Source organism: Intestinimonas timonensis (assembly GCF_900626145.1).
In the GTDB taxonomy this organism is placed as follows: domain Bacteria; phylum Bacillota; class Clostridia; order Oscillospirales; family Oscillospiraceae; genus Intestinimonas; species Intestinimonas aquisgranensis.
This window is the reverse complement of the sequence record NZ_LR130817.1, coordinates 538408-556789: the sequence shown is the minus strand read 5'-3', so window position 1 is coordinate 556789 and position 18382 is coordinate 538408. Positions and strand designations below refer to the sequence as shown.

Here is an 18382-nt window from a genome sequence, read left to right as displayed (position 1 = left end):
CCTTTTGTGCGGATGAAAAAAAAAGAAGAGCCGCTGCGTCAGCGGCCCCTCTTTGCCTTCTTGAAGTCGACGAATATGATTTTGTCTGACTTCGGGTGTGTCAGTTTGAGCTGTACCATTTGAAACTTCCTGTTCAGAACCTTCGTCCATAGTGCCGCGCCTGCCGTGGATACCGCGCCCACAACCGCGAATGTTCCGATCGCGCTAAGAATTTTCCTGGTGTTCATAACCTTCACCTCCATAAAGGCCCCTGTTGAATCGGCGCGAAAAAAGAAAAGGAAACGACTTCAGGGTCGGCCCAACGAAAACCGTTGCCCGGTGGGTGCCATCTTTGATTAAGTTATTACTTGGCGGCACGCCTTCGTGTCTCACCGCTGGATTTCCACCAGCATCTATCCGTTTCCTTTCCATAATAGGAATTGCAAAATCTGCGGGGCCCGTTTTCTAACTTAGGTTAAATCGGGCTAATCTAAATTAGAAATATAACCGCCGGAGACAAAAGAAAGAGCCGCCGCGAGAGCGGCTCAATCTGTTTTGGCCTGTTCAATGGTCCTGTTCCAGCATATCAGCGACCTTTTCCGTCATGCTTTCGTATTCGTCCGGAAACGTCTCGCACATCCAGCGTTGGCAGCCGCGCACACCTCTGCCGTACAAAAACTTGCCCCACAGAAATGCTCCGGCTACAATGGCCAGTGTGCCCAAGCCTACCCGTCCGAAGTCTTTTGCCATGACTTTGGTGTTGAGTGCTTTGATTTTGTCCATTGAAATCACCTCCATAAAGGGCTGTGCAATTCCTGCGTCCGAAAAAGAAAAGAGCCGCCTGTTACGGTGGCTCGATCCTTTGTCAAACATCCCTGCTCAGGAATATCTCATTTCCACGACGCCATACCTTGACCGGACGCTTCGACCGCTTGATGGCCGCGGCCAGACAAGACCGGCAGACCGCCGGGGATTTATAATCGGTCTCGCTAAATTCCACCTTTACGATTTTAGCGTCGCCGTTCGTAAACTCCTCGATCAGCTCTTGCAGCTTGTGATAGCCGTTCGTCTTCGGTATCTGGTCCACAGGTGTCAGTTTCATGCTCATTTACTCCTTTCGCTTATGGATTTCTCCATAATAGGAGCTGTGCTTTCTGCGAAAGCCACCGGAGCATGGTCATCTCGCAGGGGTAATCCTCGAACCCCAGTGTCTCGCAGGTGATAAGCCCCTCCAGTACGCCGAATATCACTTCGGCCTCGTACTGCTTGTAGGGGAAGAACAGACCGCCCAGTTCCCGGTGGATTGCCCCGCAGCCGGAGCACCGCAGGCGGCGCATGGGAACTCTGGAGGTTTGCCGCCCTTTCGTCCGTACCAGTCTGGGCACGCTGTCGTAGTATTTCAACCGTCCGCCGCACCGGGGACAGGCGGAGCACTCGTTCATCACCATATCCAGCCCTCAAATCTTAATCAAAAATATTGTGTAGGAATATGCTTGACAATTCGTACACTTATCATATATGATTAGAGCGGGCGGCGCAAGGGGCAAAAAGAAAAGGAGCCGCTGATTAAGCGACCCCAATTCCTATTTAGTTCTTTTGCTTGTGTGCTCTGATGATTGCCCTTGTGATCTGAACGCCAGCAATAATCGCCGCGCCAATCATCATACCATGAATCACATTTTTGGCGCCTTGTCTCATTCCTTCGTTATAAAATGCTGTCAAAGCCGCCCCATGCTTATCCAAAAGCAAATTAAGCTCGTCGATTTGTGCATTCGTCATGTATTTCATATAGAACACCTCCATAAAACCCACTGTAAATCTTGCGAAAGGAGACACCCAATGAAGAAACACGTGAACCCAGCCAAGCATTTGCATGAAGTCTATACTATGCAGGGCGGCGTAAAAGAGTACAACAAAAATCAGCGAGCCTGGGGTGCGCTACTATTTGCGGGCAGCGTTTTTCTACTCCATGCGGTAGGCGGCCGTATCGTTGACAAAATCGAACGCCGAGAAATTAAAGCCTTGAAAAAGAGGGATGACCTATGCTGACCCAATGCCCAGAGTGCGAATTGCCAGTGAGCGATAAGGCAAATGCCTGTCCTCATTGCGGATATCCTCTGAAACCTTCTGAAAAAATAAAAAGACCTCGCAAATCCAACAAGCGACGGCGATTGCCGAATGGCTTTGGTCAGATCAGTGAGATCAAAAATCGTAATTTGAGAAATCCATTCCGAGCCATGGTAACTGTGGGGAAAACTTCTAATGGCAGACCCATTTGCAAACCGCTCAAGCCGGAATCATACTTCGCCACCTATAACGATGCCTATGCCGCTCTGGTGGAATATAACAAGAATCCATATGACCTTGGAACAGCCATCACCATGCAGGAGCTCTATGACAAGTGGCTTCCAGAATACGAAAAGACCGTCAAGAGTACAAAGGCGGTGACCAGTGCCTGGCCTTACTGTTCGGCAGTTTACAAGATGCGAGTTATGGACATTCGAGCCCGTCATGTAAAAGGCTGCATGGAAGAGGGCGTGGCCACTGTTCGAGGCAGAGAGCAGCATCCAACAGCCACCATGAAGAACCAAATCAAATCCATGTTTAACATGATGCTGGACTATGCGTTGGAATATGAGTTAGTGGATCGAAACTATTCCAGAACCTTCAACCTCACGGAAGAAACCGTCAAAGAGATCCAGAAAGTAAAGAAGGGGCATATCGCTTTTACAGATGATGAAATGGAATTGCTCTGGAATAATATCGATGAGAAACATGGTATCGACATCCTGCTTATCCAGTGCTACTCCGGCTGGCGCCCTCAGGAACTGGGACTACTGGAACTAAAGGATGTGGATTTAGAGAGCTGGACATTTCAAGGCGGCATGAAGACGGATGCCGGTGAGAATCGTGTTGTCCCCATTCATTCCCGTATTCAGGACCTGGTACTCAAAAAATATCGAGAAGCAGAAGCAATCGGAAGCCCGTATCTGCTTAACTGGGCAGACCCCAACAACCGAAACAAGAAGAACTTTGAGTTGACCTATGCTCGGTATCAGAAAGCCTTCGAGCGTATCCGTGATGAATTGAAACTAAACCCCGAGCACCGTCCTCACGATGGTCGCACCCACTTTGTGACCATGGCAAAACGCTATGGGGTGGATGAGTATGCCATCAAATATATGGTAGGTCACAAGATCTCCGACATCACAGAAAAGGTCTACACGCGCCGCGAATTTACTTGGCTTCGAGAGGAGATTGAGAAAATAAAATAGACCTTGCCAAGCTCGCTTTCAGTGTAGGAGTATAGGTGTAGAAATAAAATCAACCACATCAAGAAGTGTAGGAATATGGTTGTATGAATGGTACAGAAATAATATACGAATTACCTACACTTACCCACTTTTAACTACTCTTATCTGTTCTAAAAACCATTGGCATTACAGCAGTTAACAGCACTTAGAAGCAGGTAAAAGTGTAGTTAGTTTCCATTATGAAAATGAAGAAGGAGATATACTCCGATTTGAATATGTGCGAGTTGAAGAGGGATCTGCAATTTTAATCGATGCAGAAAACATGGAAGTCGAAAATGTTACGGTTAATGGATGTCCTGGACACTTATATATTTCAGCCGATGAGAAACAGAGTAGTTGTATAACATGGTACGATGACGAAGCACACATTCAATTCGTTATAGACGGATTTTTTGAAAAGGATTTGTTGATGAAGATGGCATGCAGCGTTTCTAAATGTTCGGGTCGGGTGTAACTACCCTCAAAATGCCGGAAGGTTCACGGCCAAGCTCAGCTGCAAAAATCGTTACTGTCACTCTCTGCAAACCTGTCCACTGGAAAGTGCCAACACCTCAGTGGACAGGACAAGCTATGATAAAGTTAAGTAGAAGTCAACAACATACACAGGAAAATAAGTGGATAATGGTTTACTCGTTCGCACATGGTGTGACGAGTAAACCATTATCTCAAAGGAAAGGGGGCCTCTTACCGACTCGTAAGAGGCCCCCTTTCCTACATCCTGCACAATACAATGTAACCGTCAAAGGAGCAGGCGGATAGACATGTATGAGATAATAGTGCTGGAACGTAGCGGAACGTTCCAGCACTATTTTGTACGGGGGGTCTTGCAGTGACATCTATCGAGTTGAAACACCAGGCACAGTTACAGGAATGGGCTTCAGCAATCAAGGAATGCCGGAGCAGCGGGCGATCGGTTCGGGAATGGTGCAGGCAACAGGGAATCACACCAACTACATATTATCGCTGGGAGCGAGAAGTACTGTCTGTTGCTGGCAGCATGGCACAGCAGGAAGGACAGGACAGGGTTGCCTTTGCAAAAGTGCCGATTCCAAGGCAGGAATGCCGCAACGAAGCAGAACATTCCGCTACGCTGTATGTCGGGAATGTGAGAATGGATATCTATCCGTCGTGTGGGATGGAGCAGCTGAAAATATTGGTTGANTCGTCATGTACGCGCCGCTGTACCGTCTGGAGCAGGAGTTCCAGCGGCAGGGGCTGAAGCTGTCCCGGCAGACGATGGCCAACTGGATCCTGCAGGCCTCAGACACCTGGCTGCGGCCGGTGTATGACGCCCTGCACCGGAAGCTGTGCCGGGAAACCGTGCTGCACGGGGATGAGACCACGCTACAGGTGCTGAAGGAACCGGACAGGACTTCTACAAGCAAGTCCTACATGTGGGTCTACCGGACCAGCGGCTGCGCCGAGTATCCCATTGTCCTGTATGAGTACCAGACCAGCCGGAAGGCGGAGCACGCGGCGGCCTTCCTCAAGGACTTTTCCGGCTGGCTGCACGCGGACGGCTACCAGGGCTACCACAAGCTGCCCGAGAATATCCGGGTGGTTGGCTGCTGGGCTCATGCCAGGCGAAAATTTGACGAGGCGCTGCAAACGCTGCCCAAAGAGAAACGGCAGGAATCTCTGGCGGCCACCGGCGAGTGTTACTGCACCAGGCTGTTTCAGTTGGAGCAGGCTCTCGTGGAACTGACGCCGGAAGAGCGCTATACCAAGCGGCTGGAACTGGAGAAACCGGTTCTGGACGCTCTGTTGGCATGGGCAAATGAGACCAGCGCCAAGACGGCGCCCAAGTCCGCCTTGGGCAAGGCACTGCACTATCTGCGGGAGCAGTGGCCCTATCTGGTACGCTATCTGGAGGACGGCAGGCTGGAACTCTCCAACAACCGTGCCGAGCGCAGCATTAAGCCATTCGTCATGGGCCGGAAGAACTGGCTCTTTTCCAACACCCCGGCCGGCGCCCAGTCCAGCGCTGTGATCTACAGCCTGATTGAGACCGCAAAGGAGAACGACCTGAATCCCTACCGCTACCTGGTTTGGCTCCTGCACAACGCGCCTGACATGAGCCAGACGGATGAAGCCTGGGCCGAATCTTTCCTCCCGGTGAACGCACCCCAGGAATGCAGAAGTCCTAAATCATAATAGAACTGCAGGCCGCCATCTCAATGCACAGGCACTGAGATGGCGGCCTTTTTATGCGCAGGGAGATTTGACGGTTACAATACAATAATGATTTATTGCGCAGTTACACATTTACACATTGGGTTTTCCCGTCGGAGGCTGCGGTGTTCTGGCGTTTACATCCTTCGCCTTATTTTCTCTGGACCATACCTCATGGGTATCCAAAACCAACTTCTTATTTACGCCTTCATGTTCGTCATACCATACATTCTTGTATACACCGCCCGGGTTCGGAATAATAGTGGTAATCTTCATTTTTCCATAATAGGTCTGTTCATCAAACAGTGTATACGGACGCCAATTCATCGTTGTCCAAGCCGGGCAGGTTTGGCTCTCCGATACAGTTACACTCGATGTGTGGCTGAAACTTGCTTTTAGCTCATTTTTTACCTTTTTAATTTCTGCACTTCCCGTATATCCCAAAGAAAATGTGATACTCTTGGTCTCCGATCTGCCCTTAGTCATTCCCACAGAAGATCTATATGCATCAATGCCGATCCACTGGGTCGCATACTGTACCATTCTCCTTGTGCTTTTAATGTAAGGCTTGATATACCACTCTGGGTGGTCATAAAGGCCATACACGGGAGCAATCCCAGCTTCAAAATCCTCACTGGTGTAGTAGCTTACAATCTGGGAAATTTCTTCTTCTGTCAGTTGAGGGGCTTTCTCATGCAGAGCGTTAGCTAATTCACTTTCGCTCATGGTTTTGATCTCCTCAGCGGAAATAAGCAGACTCTCTCCTTCCGGAACCTCTTCCGACAAAGGTGCCGGACAATCGTAAGTGATTTCCGGCCCCCAAAATGCGGTTTCTCCCTCTTCAACCGGAGTGTTGTCCATTGTCGTAGCGTCGCAGTTATTGGCCGCAAATGCTACAGTGGATACACTGAGCACTACTGCCAACGTCAAAATTGCAGATAAAATTTTCTTCATAGATATGACCTCCTTATTGTTTGGAAATTACTTTTACACCTTTCTTTTTACATACTTTCCCCTCCTATCCTTACAAAGTTAAACCATGTTAGTAAACAGACGGATCCTCAGATAACGATTACCCTCTCAAGATGAGTTCTCTCTTGAGATTCGCATGTGTGCGAGTTTGTTTCTGCTGATTACTTACCTGTTGCCGTTACTGTTACACTTGGTTTTTCTTTGCCATTAACCTTCGCAGATAAAACTAACTGATATGATTTCTTTGCTTGCACAGTATAAGTCTTTGAAACTGTAGCAGTTCCTCTCCCTGAGGCGCTCCAGGACTTAATTTCCCTTTCTCCCTGTTTTAATGTGATCACTATCTCAATATAATCATTTTTGTTTCCACTACTATACTTTCCAGCACAGTATGCCGTTGTCCCTTCAATTCTTAGGGAAAGTCGACCCGATATTGCATAAGTATCAACGTCTGCCGCAAATACACTTGGGGCCATGATTGTAAATGCGAACATAGAGATTAACAAAAACGAAATAATGCTTTTTTTCAAAGAAACACCTCCTTTCTGCAACGGAAGAAAAGTACTGTTATCTGCTTACACTTACAACGCAAAAAAGAGGCCTTTTCTTACAAAGAAATTTTTTTATTTTTTAAGTTAGACCGACGCAACAAAGCATCCCCCCAAGGATATTCCCTAAGGTCATATAGGAGGCAGCCTGCTTCAGGTCCTTTTGGGCCAGAGTCTCCCAGTATTCCCAGGCAATATCGGACTCCAGCTTGGCAAGGGCCCAGTGGGCGTACTTCTTGGGGCCGGATCGTTCCGTTTGGCACAGCTCCACCAGTTTCTGCGCATTGGATTCCTCATGGCGCAGCGCATAGATCAGCGCGCAGCGCACCTCTTTTTCTGCGCTTTCCAATTCAGAAAGGTAGAAATCATTCTCCCGCGCCCCTGCAATGGCCTCAATCAGCTGAACACGCCGCACCATCTCACGCTTGCCCTTACCGTCAAAGCCCTCTTTCAGCAGTGGAAGCACATCGGAGCCCATGCTTTGCAGGATGTGGGAGATTAAATCGCACAATTCACCGTACGGATCGCCCAGCGTCCGAATCACGTAGGGGAGCACCCGAAAATCCCGGAAATATTCGGGATGATCCTCCCAGTACCGCTTGATCTGTGCCATTCGGCCGCTTCCCGTTCCACCCAGTGCAGCGAGCAGTGGCTGCAGTTGACCATAAGAGGCCTGGACATAGGCGCCGCCTTGTATTTCCAGCGGTTGCAGCTCACCAGGAACCGTTACCGTACCCTGGGTATAGACAACCGCATTTATGAGGCTAAGTACATCCAGCAGTTTCCTGCCCCGCTCCTCAGCCGGTGCCGCAAGTAACGACTGCGTGGCGGCAGCGATTTTGGCAAACACTGGGCTGGCGGCGGCTAGAGGGGCCAGAGCCTCAACAGACCTCTTCAGGCGAAAGTCCTCCTGAAGCAGTCCTGTACCCGCAATGGCAGCGTGCTCCAGCCGGTCCTTCAGGTCATATAATGCCTGCAGATTCATTTCGCCACCCCCCTCAATACTGGAGCCGGATGATCTGCTCCGGCGTTACTACGCTGTACGGGTGCAGACAGATCCTGTGATCAGTCTCATCGTAAAACACAAGTCCGAACAGGGCGCTGCCCTCCGGTATGTTCGTGGGCAGGACAGCGAGCTTTCCAATGGTACCGTGATCGGTTCCTTCCTCATATCGGTCTCGCATCAAAATTCGGTTGCCTGCCGGGTCTTCCAGAACAAGGGCGTCTTCTACCCTGCCAACACGTCCCACCGGGATCATGGCCGGAATGTACTTGGGCAGCAGGGTATTCTTCATCTGATTCTTTGCCAGCTTCACCGTGCTGGGAATGTCCCCCTTGGCAAGCGCCGGGATACCAGGGCGCTCCAAATCGCTCAGCGGCCGTGTGGTACAGCCCTCCCAGCGAACCCGGGGACAGACCTCCCCCGGATACTCATACAGCACCGGGATTTCTACCACATCGAAGCAGCTGTCCTCACCCTTCACGTATTTCAGGGCCTTAATGGGGCGGTAATTCAGCGTCTGGAAGAGCTCACCCCGTTCCAGATCCAGCCAGAACCCCCGTTCCACATACTCCCGTTTCGGGTCATCATAGGCCACGTCAAATGACAGCTGAATTAGCTTTACATTCTCTCTGTAAGAACCGATGGCCTTCAGATCCTCCAGCCGCCAGATACCGCCAAGTGCCTCGTACAAAATGGAATCCTCAGCAGAGTAGTTCCCTGCCTCCAGTTTGCTGTTCAAAAACTCACGGGACTTTTTGATGGTTGAATGCAGGGAGACCAGCACACGAAGCGCCTGCGCATAGTATTCGTCTGCCTGCTCCGGGTGAGTCTGGATCATATGTACAGCCAGTGCAATGCGCAGGAATGCCGTCTGAGGTCCGGTCAGGTAATAGTTTCCCAATTCCTTCGCCAGCTTCTCAAAGGACTGCGCAGATGTGCCGGCAAGGGTTGCAATACCAGAAGAAAGCAGGTCATTCACCATGCGTTCCGCCAGATTCAGGCCTTCCAACTGCTGCTGGAGTTTTTTCTTCTGCGCCGCTGTATTGGTCTTTTTCGGCTTAGCTGGCTGGGGCTCACCAGACTCTTTCTTAGCAGTACGCGCCGCCTGTTTTGCCCGCTTGTCTGCAATATCCACCGGGATCTCCGCAACCGCAAAGTTCTTTTCCTCCAACACCTCAAACATCAACCCAAGCGCGTGCTTACAGGGGAATTGCCGGCTCGGACAGCTGCAGCGACAGGTTGGCGCACTTTCTGATGCGCTAAAAACAATAAAATACCGAAAGATTTTTTGCATAATTTCCGCCCATTTTATACTCTTTCCGTTCCGTTACATTTGCTTTCCGTCACTCTCTAAAGCCATTGTTTCCATGTGTTCCACACCGCTCTGTGGCTAAAAATGTGGTCAAAAACACCTCCCGTCTTTTACTGACCGGCTCAGGTCAGTAAAAGGCGGGAGGCTTTTCTGTTTCCGACTTGCTGCATTGCGGTTCTGACCAAGAGAATGTCAAGCCAATTCCATCCTTCACGAGACTCAAAATTTACGGGGCTGTAAACAAAAGAGGCGTTTTGCTTCCAGTAAATCAAGAAAACTTTAAGAGAATCTTCATGAACTTCCTCCATTCGCTATGGTATAATCTCGGCACTTAGGCAAAACATGGCCACATAGCCTGGGAGGACAGTGTATGAAACGCATCATCACAAACGGGATCACCAATCTGGAGCCGCTGCCTGGCAGCAGCGAATGGTACTGGGGCGCCGACTATGCCAGCAACGATTTATATGAGGCCGAGGAACTGTTCCGCAGCGGCCATCCCATCGACAAAAACCGGCTTGTCCTGGTCCACTGCCCGGAGGGCACGATCTATGAGCCGGTACGCACAAAGTCGGGACAATATCTTGGAAGACCGGTGTATCACGATGGGCGGGTGGTACTGCTGATGGTAGATTTTCCAAAGGAAGAGATTCGTATTCTAACCTTTTATGAAGCAACGGAAACCACTGAGCTGCTGGTGGTGTTGCCTCTCTCTATCGTGCCGGACTGCTACAATCTCATGCTGGAGGCATCACCGCTTATGCTGACGCGGTCAGCCCATGACAATCAGTTTCAGATTATCTGGCCGGAACACCGGGACTTTGCAATAGGGGACCATGAGTTTTTTGAGTTTCTGGAAGGGAACAGGCTGTATACTTCGGTTTGGTATGAGGACCCGGACTACCGGGAGGAACTTTTGGTGCGGGATTATAATACCGGGGAAGTGTTGGAACGGATACCGGGAAATTTCCGCCGAATGCCGGACGGCCAGAACTGGATCCTGGTGTGAGGAGGTGCTACTTTCCATGTGGGTAAATCCCTTGCTGCAAGAGCTGATCGATGCGGCCCAGTCGGAGCAGACATCCAGGGCAATCCGAATTGTCTGTACGATCCTTGTATCCCTTCTGTACCTGATCGGCCTTGCATGCCTTTTCCTGCTGGTGTTTGTGATAGAGGGCCAAGGCCTTTTCATAAGGGGGTTCTTTCTGGTCATGGGGATAATCGTGCTTGCCGACTATTTGAAGTTTTTGAAGGCCCTCGTGAGGAGGAAGAAGCCGTGATGAAGCCTGAACTTGAAAAAACAAGGGCCTATTACCGTAATCTCAGCCCTGAGAGCATCTGTGATTGTGCCTACTGCCAAAACTACTGCGCCAGGGTCAAGGCGGCCTATCCGGAGGTGGCCCGGTATCTGGACTCCCTGGGGGTGGACATTGAAAAACCCTTTGAGATTTTTCTGCCGGAGCCGATGGCAGATGGAGTCTTGGAGTACCCCATCTGCCAGTACATCATCTTTGGCAGCTGCCCGGAGGACTTCACCCACCGGATCGGGGATGTGACCTTTGGCTGCTCGGACTGCCATCCCAATACAAAAATTGATGAGGAGCATTTTGTGTTGGATCTCTATCCCATCCATCTGCCATTTGAAGAAACGGAGGCAACCGACGATGAAACACCGGAAATATAAAGCTGCAATGGAGCCAGAAGCGGAGAAGCATCCTCCTCGGAACGGTATGAATACAGCGCACCGCAAGGAGTTTGAGTTCCAAGGGTGCGTGGAAGTGCCGGTGGAGCTTTCAGAGGACCAGTTCCTGGATCGGTTCCTGATGTTCATCGAGGAAAACGGCTGGAGTTTTGGTGGCGGTGTACGAACCATCGTAGACGGCTACTATATCAACGAGGACGGCATTCCGGAAAAGCCGGTTTGGCCGGAAGAAGACCGATAAGGGATACCCTGCAAAATAACGAAAAGAAAGGATAGTGAAAGGGTGGCACTTGAGATAGTTGCAGCCAAAGACCTTAACCATGCGTTTGAGATTGTGTCGGTGAGCCCCAGAAAAACGATGAAACATCACATGGTATCAGAACCGAAAGGAATAGACGGTTTCCTGTACGATGCCAGAAACGAACTCACAAACTATACACAATATTACCAATTTGATCCATACAGGGAAACCCAACTTGAAGCGGATCAGGTTCCGGCAATCAAGACTTTTTCGCAGTCCATCGTAAAATGGCTTGAGGAACATGGCACAGAAGAAAACAGCGTGATTGAGCAATATGGCGTGTCCTTCCAAAAGATTCGGCGTTTTGCGGATGAATTGGGTCATGTATGTGATGCAGCCATGGAGCACGGATACGGATTGTCCGGCGTGGGAGATTAAATGGGCCTGAAGAGATACAGCGAAAGGAGTATTACCTTGAGTTCCCAATTGAATCTATCAGTGACCTGGATGAACTGTCTGACTTGGTGTTTCAAAAGACCTTTGGGACCATGAGATTTTTGTTCCCAACACTGGATATGGTGTTTCATATTGAGACCGGCGAAGTATACAATATCGTCACGCTGAAGAAAATTACAGAAGAAAACCAGACCGCCATAAAACTCCTGCGGAAGCTGGTGGAGGCTCAGGGGATGTTTCTTGTGTAAAGGAGGATCGTATCTATGAGCGAGATTTTGCTGAACGGGATGCCGTTTGATGATTACCTTGAAAAGTATGAGATATTTGAGAAAACCACGAAGTTCATGATGGAATACCTGAAAAATTGGTACGATGATGATCCGAAGAATTTTCAGAGAGCAATGCGGGCAGATTACCGGACTGTGGCAGAGACCTATCAGTTTAAGCAGAAAATTGCCGCATTTGAGAAAAACTATATGTATGACGCGCCCTTGCTCTGCATTGCGTTCAGTATGGACATCAATGATGAGGAGGATGATTATGTGGCAATTTATACCGCAATTTTTGACCTTAACGGCAACTGCATTGATGATCTGATGAGCTGATAAAAGTTGGGTATTCGTGATAACGCTCTATGTGATACAGAATGCTGTCCGTTCAAATAGAAACTGCGAACAAAGGACGATGAAATGATACTTCCAAGAGGGATTACAGGATTTGGGAGCATAAACACAAATCCGCCTCTGTTCCTGGATGAAAAAACGTTCCGCCGGATGTGCCATGCATTGGCCTGGGAAAACGGCGGAGCTGTGACAGAAGTGGATACGGACACAGCCGTAAGGAACTTCTATACTGCCAAACTCAGCAGATACGACCAGTCTGTCTTTGTTTTGCAGAACATCCATTATCCCTATGCGGCCTTTGCTCAGCGGGATACTTCCGGCAGATTTGTTCTGACCCAGCAACCGGAATGGCTCCAACTGCCGGAAAGCCCGGTGCGGTTTCTGAGTTTTGATGAATTGAATCAGGACTGGCGCAGCCTGTGCGGGGAGTTGAGTTCGGAGGAACTGGAGCAGATCCGCTATTGGAACCCGCAGATGGTAGGGGAGATCATATTTAACTCTTGGGACTGACAGGAGCCCCGGCCGCTGGATAATCCTATCATTGACCAGTTTAATGATAATGATATCGTTTCGAAGAAAATGATAGCATACATACGTTGATTGCTCTACACTTCCAAGCGATCAGACAGACGAGCGCTGCCCATCAGCAAGGCAAAAGAATATCACGATCTCTCGCGTCTGACGCACCACGCTGCGATATCGGCGATCAGTTCCAGGGGCAGCGGCCTATCATACAAAAGTCCTTTCCCTCATGATTTTCTGGGCGGGCTGCGCCGCGGTCAAGATCCTGCAGTTGGAACGCTCTATTCACAGAGACGAATTTGTAAAAATCTCAAATTCTGCGGGGGAATGAAACAAGAAAGCCCCCCACAGACTGGCTCCAGCAACTTATGCAGCATTGACATTTACAAACATCTGTTCTATATTAGAATTAGGCGAAAGCCGAAAACTCGCAGCTTTCCGGTGAGGTCCACACCCCGGTGGGACCTCAGACATTCATGGGCCTCGTAGGGCACCACAACCACCCTGAACGAAGGGAACTTCCATAAAGATCTTCAGTATTTGGCGCTGTGCCGGCAGCGCGGGTGTGCGCCTTTCCGTGGAAAGTGGAAAGGATGCAAATGAACTACTCTGTCGTGATTACCTATAGTGGCCAGCACGTATCAGTGCCAAAGGAGGTCGCAGACTTCCTGAATGAAGCAGGATTGGAAGCGGGAACAGGCGCAGGATAAGCGGGACCAAAGGCACCTGAGTAAAAGTGAGTCTGAAACGGTGCTGTCCGGCTCGGAATGTGTCAGGCGTCCCGTGGAGGATACGGTGTTCCGGAACCTCCAGCTGGAATGTCTGCGGAAAGCCGTCGATGGTCTTGGCACTCAGAGCCGGGATCTTGTCGAACTCCGATATGGCCAGGGATTGACTATGGAGGAGATCGGAACGATCTACGGCGTGTCCAAGGCGGCGGTATCGAAGCGGCTGAAAAAGCTCCACGAACATCTGAGGGGCTCTGTCATTTGACAGAGTCCCTCAGATGTTTTTGTTCTCTGAATTATACTGTTCCCAGGCTCCGCTCCTGTCCATGATGGATGGGAGCAGAATTTTTCAAAATATTTTTTATTCTTTGGTTTACAAACCGCCTGTGAGTGTCCTGATAAGTAGCGGGTGATTTTCCGGCACTCGGAAACCTGACCTTGGCCGTAGTCAGGGGAACCCAGATCAAAATATACAGAGGAGTAATGACGATGGATTTATTTGGCGCAAGGCAAAAACAGCTTCTGAGTTTCCTGACCGCCAACGCGGAGAGAGAAACACTGGACTATGTCCTTCAGGGAATGCGAGAAATCTTAGGCGAGGATATGCCGGAGGAGGACGCGGTGCAGGCTTATCTGCAAGGCCCAGAAAAAGCAACAACACTCAGCGCGGAGCAACAGATCGTGGCGATGGATAAGCTGTTGGAGTGCGCGGAAGTCAATTTCCGAATGCTCTGCGACCTGATCCGCTACCAGCAACTGAAGGACGCCGGGGTGGTCAACTCCGTGGAGGAGTTCCTGCATCTGGTGCATCCAGACGATGCCTATGACGATCAAGAGGAGGATGCTGATTGAAAGAATCCGAATACAGATCCTATGATGACCTGCCGCTGTTCCTGAACTCGGCAACGGTGGCAAAAGTCCTGGGCGTATCTCCATCGTCGGGATATGAACTGATGCATGAGCCGGGTTTCCCGGTGCTGCATATCGGCAACCGGATGGTGGTGCCCAAGGAGCAGTTCATCCAGTGGGTGAACGAGCGTGTGGGAGGTGGTGTATGAGGTACAGCAAGTACAGTGGGCGCGGAAATTTTTTCTCTCTGCCCAACGAAGTCTTCCAACTGGGCTTGGACTACGGAGAGTTGGCGGTCTATAGCTTTCTGAAACGGTGTGAAAACCGAAAGACACATCAGTGCTGGCCCAGCATCAAAACGATTGGACGAGCGGTGGGCATGAGCGAGAATAAGGGCATACCTTCGCCACCCATGCCCTGACCAGCGGCGTAGACGTCAAGACCTTGTCCGGCATCCTGGGCCACACCAGGTCGGCCTTTACTCTGGACACCTACGAAAAGTAAACTCAAGGAGTCTACCCGATCCAACTATCTGTATATGTGGGAAAAGTACATCCAGCAAACAGATATGGCACGAAAGCCCATCGGTAATATCCGAAAGAGCGATGTCCAGAAGCTTTATAAAGCACTTCTGGACAACGGTTTCAAAACCAACTCACTTGACGGGATCAACAACCTCATCCATCCCACACTGGAGATGGCGGTTGATGATGATCTGATTCGCAAAAACCCAAGCAAAGGAGTGTACCGAGCATTGAAAGAAGATGATGCGAAGCCCAGAATTGCTTTAACCAAAGCTGAGCAGCACGCCTTCCTCAATTACATTATCACAAGTCCTACATATTATCATTGGGCGACTGTTTTTGTAACGCTGCTTGGGACAGGCCTGCGCGTTGCGGAGTGTGTTGGTCTCACTAAGAACGACATCTGGTTTGATAAGAAAGCCATCTCTGTCAACCACAGCCTGATCTATCGGCAGATTGATGGCAAATGCCAGTTCCACATCACAACACCGAAAACTGCAAAAGGCAACCGTATCGTTCCCATGCTGCCCGAGGTTGAGGAATATCTCCGCAACCACTTTGAAATCTGGGATGAAATATACCCCAAGGAAAGTCCCTCAATCGGAGGTTATACTGACTTTGTCTTTCGGAACAGGACCGGCGATCTTCTTAATCCCCACTGCTTGAACAGAGCCATTGAACGCATCAGCAGGGATTACAATGAACTGGAAAGCAAAATTGCAGCGCACGAGGGCCGAGACCCACTCCTACTCCCCCGCTTTACTGTTCATAATCTACGGCACACGTTCTGTACCCGTATGTTTGAGGTGGAACCCAATCACAAGATCATTCAGCAGATCATGGGGCACGCTGAAATATCCACTACCATGGATATATATACACATGTGACACAAGAAAAAATGGCAGAGTCCGTTCAGGGAATCGGGCAGTCAATGTCACTTTTCAAATAAAAAAACGGGCTCGTGATTACCAAAATCACGGGCCCGTTTAGCCTCTATTTCAGTTCAATTTTGTGTCATCCGAAAAAAGTGTGGTCAAAGTGTGGTCAAACGGCCTTTTGGCAGTCAATGCCAAACCCGGAAACCCTTGATATTACAGCACTTTTTCGGCAACGCATCACTCGAGGGGCTTCATGGTGGGGAACAATTCACGGTATGCTCTATCTTGCCTTATCATGCTTTATTATCTCACATTTCGCATGAAATCCAAAACTTTTTTACCCATTTTGCTTTTATCTTGTTTTATCTTGTGATAGTCAAATGTGGTAAAATTTGTGGTAACACCTTAAAACCTCAGATAGGCTTCGTGGTTTGTGTACACCTTATATATTATACACACCAATACCACCCATGTCAAATAGAGACTATTAGCAAAAAAAGAGGGGTACAGAAATGTACCCCTCTTCATTCATACAAGGAACCCACCGTTTTCCTCATGGTCTTGGTATACTCGCTTAATGTTGGCAATAGCCATGACCGCTCGGTTGTTCTTATATCCGGGGTGTGTTTCACAGAATCTCTCATACTCGTCGATGTCAAGGAGCATATCATTAAAACACTCATGTGTAAAGTCCTCGCCCCTCATAAGCTCAATGTTGAACCGCAGAATACGCTGACGGTGCATACTCGCATCTCGCTCATCATCGTCCTGAATATGTTTTTCGAGCTTGTCATGTGTCTCACGTTGTTCCTTTTTGATGTCGGCGATCTCATTCAACACCTCACCGTTGATTGCTCTGCCAATCTTCTTTGACAACCATGACCAAGGATTTACCTTGATCGGGGCAATCTGAACAAAGGTCATAAGCAAAAGGAGCGTTCCTCCGCTCCATCCCAAGATCTCTCCCATGTTCATGTCATGTCCCTCCAAAGTGCTTATCGCGCCGTATTGGAGGTACCGTTGACAATCTTGCTCATATCGCACAGACTGTCAATCAGATCGGAAATCTTGTCCATATCGAGATCATAATTTACAGTATCGGCAGAAGCCTTAACCATAGCCATGACCCATTCCTTCCGATCTGCACCCTTCTCGAACATCGTCTCGGCGCGTTCCATGTAACTGGTAACGAGCTTAACAACTTCCGGCCAGTTTTTGTCCTGGATCGTTTTCCGCACATACTTCACCAGCTGGATTGCCAGCGGGATAGTTGCGGCAAGACCAGACAACACCGATACAATCAGTCGTACCCATTCAGAATCCATAGCACTCTATCCTCCTTTTTTATATTGCAGGGCTTTCTTTGCTGCCCTCTATGCCGTCCTCACAAAAATTGTGTGCTTTAGCAGTTGCGAATTTAATTCCTTCTCCATCAGCACCAGAGTTTTCTACCTCGCTCTTGTGTACAATTTTACTGAGCACAATACTGCAGGCAGTTCCTATCGGAGCAAAAGCTGCCGTGTAGCAAGCCAGTGCCCCAGTATACCCATATACGATACTCAGTCGAGCAAGGTAAAAGCCGCCGGCCAATCCAGCGGCAAGGAAAATCATGATACATACAGCAAGCCAGTTGGTAAATCCAAGGCGTGGCCTCTTCGATTTCGGCTTGCTTTTCTTCTTACCACGCTCGATCGAGATGGTCATTTTACGCCTTGCCCATCATCTGAGTCCAACGATAAAGAACGGTGACGAACTGCTCGCGGGTCAAAATGTCGCCCCACATACAATTCGGCTCGCCGCTGACGGTCGTACCATTACCGGCGATCAGACCATTCTTCGTTGCCCACTCGCGTGCTTCTGCGCTGTATGCGCTTGCGTCATTGTCCTGGAGTTCCTTACGCATTTCGCTCCAGAGTTCTTTGAAACGTGTTACATCCATGTCATCATCCTCCGTTTCGCCATTGAGAATTTCCTGAACTTCCTTCCGCAGAGCATCCATGCTCTTGCCATGCTTCGGCCACCACTGCCCCACGTCGCCATGGTTAGAGCCGTAGCCGGCACGATATGACTCTGCATGATCGCTGATTCCAGAAATCGGATATCCGAATTTCTTGACCATATAGACATTCCATGCCACGACCATTTTCCACATCCGGTCGAAATAGCCCTGGTTTTTCGCCACGTCGTATCCGACCATCGTGCCGCCAGCATAGGTGTGGCCTGCGGGTTCGCAAATCTCCCACTGCACCTTCGTGTTATTCCACGAACCCTTACTGCCGGAACCGCATCCCCACGGGCGACCATTCCATTGCAAAGCGAGAATAATTCGTCCTTCGCCCTTATGGAAGTCACCAAGGAGAGCATTAACACCCCAGCCCGCACTGGACTTGTTCATCGTGTTGAAAAACACATCGACAGAAGGTTGGGCGCAGCCAACAGAATGGTTTACGCAGCCAGCAGGCTTGATCGTTCTTCCGCTGGTATAAGCTCCGTTATCCGTCGCAGGGCGGATCTCCAGATGGCTTTCAACGTACTGGATACATTCTTGAACTGTCATC

General features: G+C 49.5%; 28 protein-coding genes and 3 pseudogenes. 17 read left to right on the top strand and 14 right to left on the bottom strand.

Features of this window, described 5'->3' with window-relative positions; all coding sequences use genetic code 11:
* Nucleotides 1-38: 38 nt before the first annotated feature.
* The 5 genes from E0E29_RS09210 to E0E29_RS09190 form a co-directional block, all read right to left on the bottom strand.
* Nucleotides 39-242, bottom strand: a complete 204-nt coding sequence (locus tag E0E29_RS09210) for a hypothetical protein (RefSeq protein WP_207303595.1) — start codon at nt 240-242, stop codon at nt 39-41.
* A 301-nt stretch (nt 243-543) separates the two neighbouring features.
* A complete protein-coding gene (locus tag E0E29_RS09205) occupies nt 544-762 on the bottom strand; it encodes a hypothetical protein (RefSeq protein WP_130849625.1) in 219 nt (72 codons plus the stop codon).
* Between the two features lie 82 nt (nt 763-844).
* A complete protein-coding gene (locus E0E29_RS09200) occupies nt 845-1081 on the bottom strand; it encodes a hypothetical protein (RefSeq protein WP_130849624.1) in 237 nt (78 codons plus the stop codon).
* A gap of 19 nt (nt 1082-1100) precedes the next feature.
* Nucleotides 1101-1427 carry a DUF6431 domain-containing protein gene (locus E0E29_RS09195; protein ID WP_024723751.1) on the bottom strand — a complete coding sequence of 109 codons (327 nt, stop codon included), beginning with the start codon at nt 1425-1427 and terminating at the stop codon, nt 1101-1103.
* A 139-nt stretch (nt 1428-1566) separates the two neighbouring features.
* On the bottom strand, nt 1567-1767 hold the full coding sequence (locus E0E29_RS09190; RefSeq protein ID WP_024723752.1) for a hypothetical protein: 201 nt from the start codon (nt 1765-1767) through the stop codon (nt 1567-1569).
* Between the two features lie 51 nt (nt 1768-1818).
* On the opposite strand from E0E29_RS09190, the gene E0E29_RS09185 reads away from it, so the two are divergent.
* The 5 genes and pseudogenes from E0E29_RS09185 (at nt 1819) to tnpC (ending at nt 5447) form a co-directional block, all read left to right on the top strand.
* Nucleotides 1819-2028 (top strand): hypothetical protein, encoded by a 210-nt coding sequence (locus tag E0E29_RS09185; protein ID WP_024723753.1) that lies wholly within the window; start codon nt 1819-1821, stop codon nt 2026-2028.
* Nucleotides 2022-3254 (top strand): tyrosine-type recombinase/integrase, encoded by a 1233-nt coding sequence (locus tag E0E29_RS09180; protein ID WP_130849623.1) that lies wholly within the window; start codon nt 2022-2024, stop codon nt 3252-3254. The genes E0E29_RS09185 and E0E29_RS09180 overlap by 7 nt, the downstream gene beginning before the upstream one ends.
* A gap of 199 nt (nt 3255-3453) precedes the next feature.
* Nucleotides 3454-3747 (top strand): annotated as a pseudogene (locus tag E0E29_RS19250) (DUF4367 domain-containing protein); the annotation flags it as partial.
* A 375-nt stretch (nt 3748-4122) separates the two neighbouring features.
* The gene (gene tnpA, locus E0E29_RS19245) at nt 4123-4512 is read left to right on the top strand and encodes an IS66 family insertion sequence element accessory protein TnpA (protein WP_130849622.1); all 390 of its coding nucleotides are present in this window, start codon (nt 4123-4125) and stop codon (nt 4510-4512) included.
* A complete protein-coding gene (tnpC, locus tag E0E29_RS09165; protein ID WP_130849621.1) occupies nt 4461-5447 on the top strand; it encodes an IS66 family transposase in 987 nt (328 codons plus the stop codon). The genes tnpA and tnpC overlap by 52 nt, the downstream gene beginning before the upstream one ends.
* Before the next feature lie 111 nt (nt 5448-5558).
* Here tnpC and E0E29_RS09160 read toward each other — a convergent pair whose 3' ends face one another.
* From E0E29_RS09160 to E0E29_RS19240, 5 genes and pseudogenes are all read right to left on the bottom strand, one after another.
* Nucleotides 5559-6419 (bottom strand): hypothetical protein, encoded by an 861-nt coding sequence (locus E0E29_RS09160; RefSeq protein ID WP_130849620.1) that lies wholly within the window; start codon nt 6417-6419, stop codon nt 5559-5561.
* 179 nt (nt 6420-6598) lie between these two features.
* Nucleotides 6599-6967, bottom strand: coding sequence for a hypothetical protein (locus E0E29_RS09155; protein ID WP_130849619.1), 369 nt, complete (start codon nt 6965-6967; stop codon nt 6599-6601).
* Nucleotides 6968-7067: 100 nt separating this feature from the next.
* Nucleotides 7068-7970, bottom strand: coding sequence for a hypothetical protein (locus E0E29_RS09150; RefSeq protein WP_130849618.1), 903 nt, complete (start codon nt 7968-7970; stop codon nt 7068-7070).
* Nucleotides 7971-7983: 13 nt separating this feature from the next.
* Nucleotides 7984-9171: a hypothetical protein gene (locus E0E29_RS09145; protein WP_242622440.1), complete on the bottom strand. Its 1188-nt coding sequence runs from the start codon at nt 9169-9171 to the stop codon at nt 7984-7986.
* Nucleotides 9172-9282: pseudogene (locus E0E29_RS19240) on the bottom strand (SWIM zinc finger family protein); the annotation flags it as partial.
* A gap of 388 nt (nt 9283-9670) precedes the next feature.
* On the opposite strand from E0E29_RS19240, the gene E0E29_RS09140 reads away from it, so the two are divergent.
* The 12 genes and pseudogenes from E0E29_RS09140 to E0E29_RS09080 all read left to right on the top strand — a co-directional run bounded on the left by E0E29_RS09140 (nt 9671) and on the right by E0E29_RS09080 (nt 15895).
* On the top strand, nt 9671-10309 hold the full coding sequence (locus E0E29_RS09140; protein ID WP_130849616.1) for a hypothetical protein: 639 nt from the start codon (nt 9671-9673) through the stop codon (nt 10307-10309).
* A gap of 16 nt (nt 10310-10325) precedes the next feature.
* Nucleotides 10326-10580: a hypothetical protein gene (locus tag E0E29_RS09135; RefSeq protein ID WP_130849615.1), complete on the top strand. Its 255-nt coding sequence runs from the start codon at nt 10326-10328 to the stop codon at nt 10578-10580.
* The gene (locus E0E29_RS09130; RefSeq protein ID WP_130849614.1) at nt 10577-10984 is read left to right on the top strand and encodes a hypothetical protein; all 408 of its coding nucleotides are present in this window, start codon (nt 10577-10579) and stop codon (nt 10982-10984) included. The genes E0E29_RS09135 and E0E29_RS09130 overlap by 4 nt, the downstream gene beginning before the upstream one ends.
* On the top strand, nt 10965-11243 hold the full coding sequence (locus tag E0E29_RS09125; protein ID WP_242622439.1) for a YggL 50S ribosome-binding family protein: 279 nt from the start codon (nt 10965-10967) through the stop codon (nt 11241-11243). The genes E0E29_RS09130 and E0E29_RS09125 overlap by 20 nt, the downstream gene beginning before the upstream one ends.
* A 42-nt stretch (nt 11244-11285) precedes the next feature.
* Nucleotides 11286-11681 carry a hypothetical protein gene (locus tag E0E29_RS09120; protein WP_130849613.1) on the top strand — a complete coding sequence of 132 codons (396 nt, stop codon included), beginning with the start codon at nt 11286-11288 and terminating at the stop codon, nt 11679-11681.
* Between the two features lie 281 nt (nt 11682-11962).
* Entirely contained in the window at nt 11963-12304 is a 342-nt protein-coding gene (locus E0E29_RS09115) for a hypothetical protein (RefSeq protein WP_130849612.1), read from the top strand.
* A gap of 84 nt (nt 12305-12388) precedes the next feature.
* Nucleotides 12389-12832, top strand: coding sequence for a hypothetical protein (locus E0E29_RS09110; RefSeq protein ID WP_130849611.1), 444 nt, complete (start codon nt 12389-12391; stop codon nt 12830-12832).
* A 684-nt stretch (nt 12833-13516) separates the two neighbouring features.
* Nucleotides 13517-13837 (top strand): sigma-70 family RNA polymerase sigma factor, encoded by a 321-nt coding sequence (locus E0E29_RS09105; protein ID WP_130849610.1) that lies wholly within the window; start codon nt 13517-13519, stop codon nt 13835-13837.
* 224 nt (nt 13838-14061) lie between these two features.
* Nucleotides 14062-14424, top strand: coding sequence for a hypothetical protein (locus E0E29_RS09100; RefSeq protein ID WP_130849609.1), 363 nt, complete (start codon nt 14062-14064; stop codon nt 14422-14424).
* Nucleotides 14421-14630: a helix-turn-helix transcriptional regulator gene (locus E0E29_RS09095; protein ID WP_130849608.1), complete on the top strand. Its 210-nt coding sequence runs from the start codon at nt 14421-14423 to the stop codon at nt 14628-14630. The genes E0E29_RS09100 and E0E29_RS09095 overlap by 4 nt, the downstream gene beginning before the upstream one ends.
* Nucleotides 14627-14812, top strand: a pseudogene (locus tag E0E29_RS18700) (helix-turn-helix domain-containing protein); the annotation flags it as partial. The gene E0E29_RS09095 and the pseudogene E0E29_RS18700, both read left to right, overlap by 4 nt.
* 177 nt (nt 14813-14989) lie before the next feature.
* On the top strand, nt 14990-15895 hold the full coding sequence (locus E0E29_RS09080; protein WP_165449852.1) for a site-specific integrase: 906 nt from the start codon (nt 14990-14992) through the stop codon (nt 15893-15895).
* Between the two features lie 457 nt (nt 15896-16352).
* Here the strand turns inward: E0E29_RS09080 and E0E29_RS09075 are convergent, their stop codons facing one another.
* The 4 genes from E0E29_RS09075 to E0E29_RS09060 are packed head-to-tail and all read right to left on the bottom strand — an operon-like array spanning nt 16353 to nt 18381.
* A complete protein-coding gene (locus E0E29_RS09075; RefSeq protein WP_130849606.1) occupies nt 16353-16799 on the bottom strand; it encodes a hypothetical protein in 447 nt (148 codons plus the stop codon).
* A gap of 20 nt (nt 16800-16819) precedes the next feature.
* Nucleotides 16820-17149 carry a hypothetical protein gene (locus tag E0E29_RS09070; RefSeq protein ID WP_130849605.1) on the bottom strand — a complete coding sequence of 110 codons (330 nt, stop codon included), beginning with the start codon at nt 17147-17149 and terminating at the stop codon, nt 16820-16822.
* 19 nt (nt 17150-17168) lie between these two features.
* Nucleotides 17169-17528, bottom strand: a complete 360-nt coding sequence (locus tag E0E29_RS09065; protein WP_130849604.1) for a hypothetical protein — start codon at nt 17526-17528, stop codon at nt 17169-17171.
* Between the two features lies 1 nt (nt 17529).
* Nucleotides 17530-18381, bottom strand: coding sequence for an N-acetylmuramoyl-L-alanine amidase (locus E0E29_RS09060; protein WP_130849603.1), 852 nt, complete (start codon nt 18379-18381; stop codon nt 17530-17532).
* Nucleotide 18382: the final 1 nt, after the last annotated feature.

Coding starts and splice junctions, on each gene's coding strand:
- E0E29_RS09070 (WP_130849605.1), bottom strand. CDS start 17,149: ATGGATTCTGAATGGGTACGACTGATTGTATCGGTGTTGTCTGGTCTT.
- E0E29_RS09200 (WP_130849624.1), bottom strand. CDS start 1,081: ATGAAACTGACACCTGTGGACCAGATACCGAAGACGAACGGCTATCAC.
- E0E29_RS09180 (WP_130849623.1), top strand. CDS start 2,022: ATGCTGACCCAATGCCCAGAGTGCGAATTGCCAGTGAGCGATAAGGCA.
- E0E29_RS09205 (WP_130849625.1), bottom strand. CDS start 762: ATGGACAAAATCAAAGCACTCAACACCAAAGTCATGGCAAAAGACTTC.
- E0E29_RS09080 (WP_165449852.1), top strand. CDS start 14,990: ATGGCACGAAAGCCCATCGGTAATATCCGAAAGAGCGATGTCCAGAAG.
- E0E29_RS09115 (WP_130849612.1), top strand. CDS start 11,963: ATGAGCGAGATTTTGCTGAACGGGATGCCGTTTGATGATTACCTTGAA.
- E0E29_RS09075 (WP_130849606.1), bottom strand. CDS start 16,799: ATGAACATGGGAGAGATCTTGGGATGGAGCGGAGGAACGCTCCTTTTG.
- E0E29_RS09195 (WP_024723751.1), bottom strand. CDS start 1,427: ATGGTGATGAACGAGTGCTCCGCCTGTCCCCGGTGCGGCGGACGGTTG.
- E0E29_RS09105 (WP_130849610.1), top strand. CDS start 13,517: ATGAAGCAGGATTGGAAGCGGGAACAGGCGCAGGATAAGCGGGACCAA.
- E0E29_RS09110 (WP_130849611.1), top strand. CDS start 12,389: ATGATACTTCCAAGAGGGATTACAGGATTTGGGAGCATAAACACAAAT.
- E0E29_RS09190 (WP_024723752.1), bottom strand. CDS start 1,767: ATGAAATACATGACGAATGCACAAATCGACGAGCTTAATTTGCTTTTG.
- E0E29_RS09135 (WP_130849615.1), top strand. CDS start 10,326: ATGTGGGTAAATCCCTTGCTGCAAGAGCTGATCGATGCGGCCCAGTCG.
- E0E29_RS09100 (WP_130849609.1), top strand. CDS start 14,062: ATGGATTTATTTGGCGCAAGGCAAAAACAGCTTCTGAGTTTCCTGACC.
- E0E29_RS09150 (WP_130849618.1), bottom strand. CDS start 7,970: ATGAATCTGCAGGCATTATATGACCTGAAGGACCGGCTGGAGCACGCT.
- E0E29_RS09060 (WP_130849603.1), bottom strand. CDS start 18,381: ATGACAGTTCAAGAATGTATCCAGTACGTTGAAAGCCATCTGGAGATC.
- tnpC (WP_130849621.1), top strand. CDS start 4,461: ATGTACGCGCCGCTGTACCGTCTGGAGCAGGAGTTCCAGCGGCAGGGG.
- E0E29_RS09140 (WP_130849616.1), top strand. CDS start 9,671: ATGAAACGCATCATCACAAACGGGATCACCAATCTGGAGCCGCTGCCT.
- E0E29_RS09210 (WP_207303595.1), bottom strand. CDS start 242: ATGGAGGTGAAGGTTATGAACACCAGGAAAATTCTTAGCGCGATCGGA.
- E0E29_RS09185 (WP_024723753.1), top strand. CDS start 1,819: ATGAAGAAACACGTGAACCCAGCCAAGCATTTGCATGAAGTCTATACT.
- E0E29_RS09160 (WP_130849620.1), bottom strand. CDS start 6,419: ATGAAGAAAATTTTATCTGCAATTTTGACGTTGGCAGTAGTGCTCAGT.
- E0E29_RS09125 (WP_242622439.1), top strand. CDS start 10,965: ATGAAACACCGGAAATATAAAGCTGCAATGGAGCCAGAAGCGGAGAAG.
- E0E29_RS09065 (WP_130849604.1), bottom strand. CDS start 17,528: ATGACCATCTCGATCGAGCGTGGTAAGAAGAAAAGCAAGCCGAAATCG.
- E0E29_RS09145 (WP_242622440.1), bottom strand. CDS start 9,171: ATGTTTGAGGTGTTGGAGGAAAAGAACTTTGCGGTTGCGGAGATCCCG.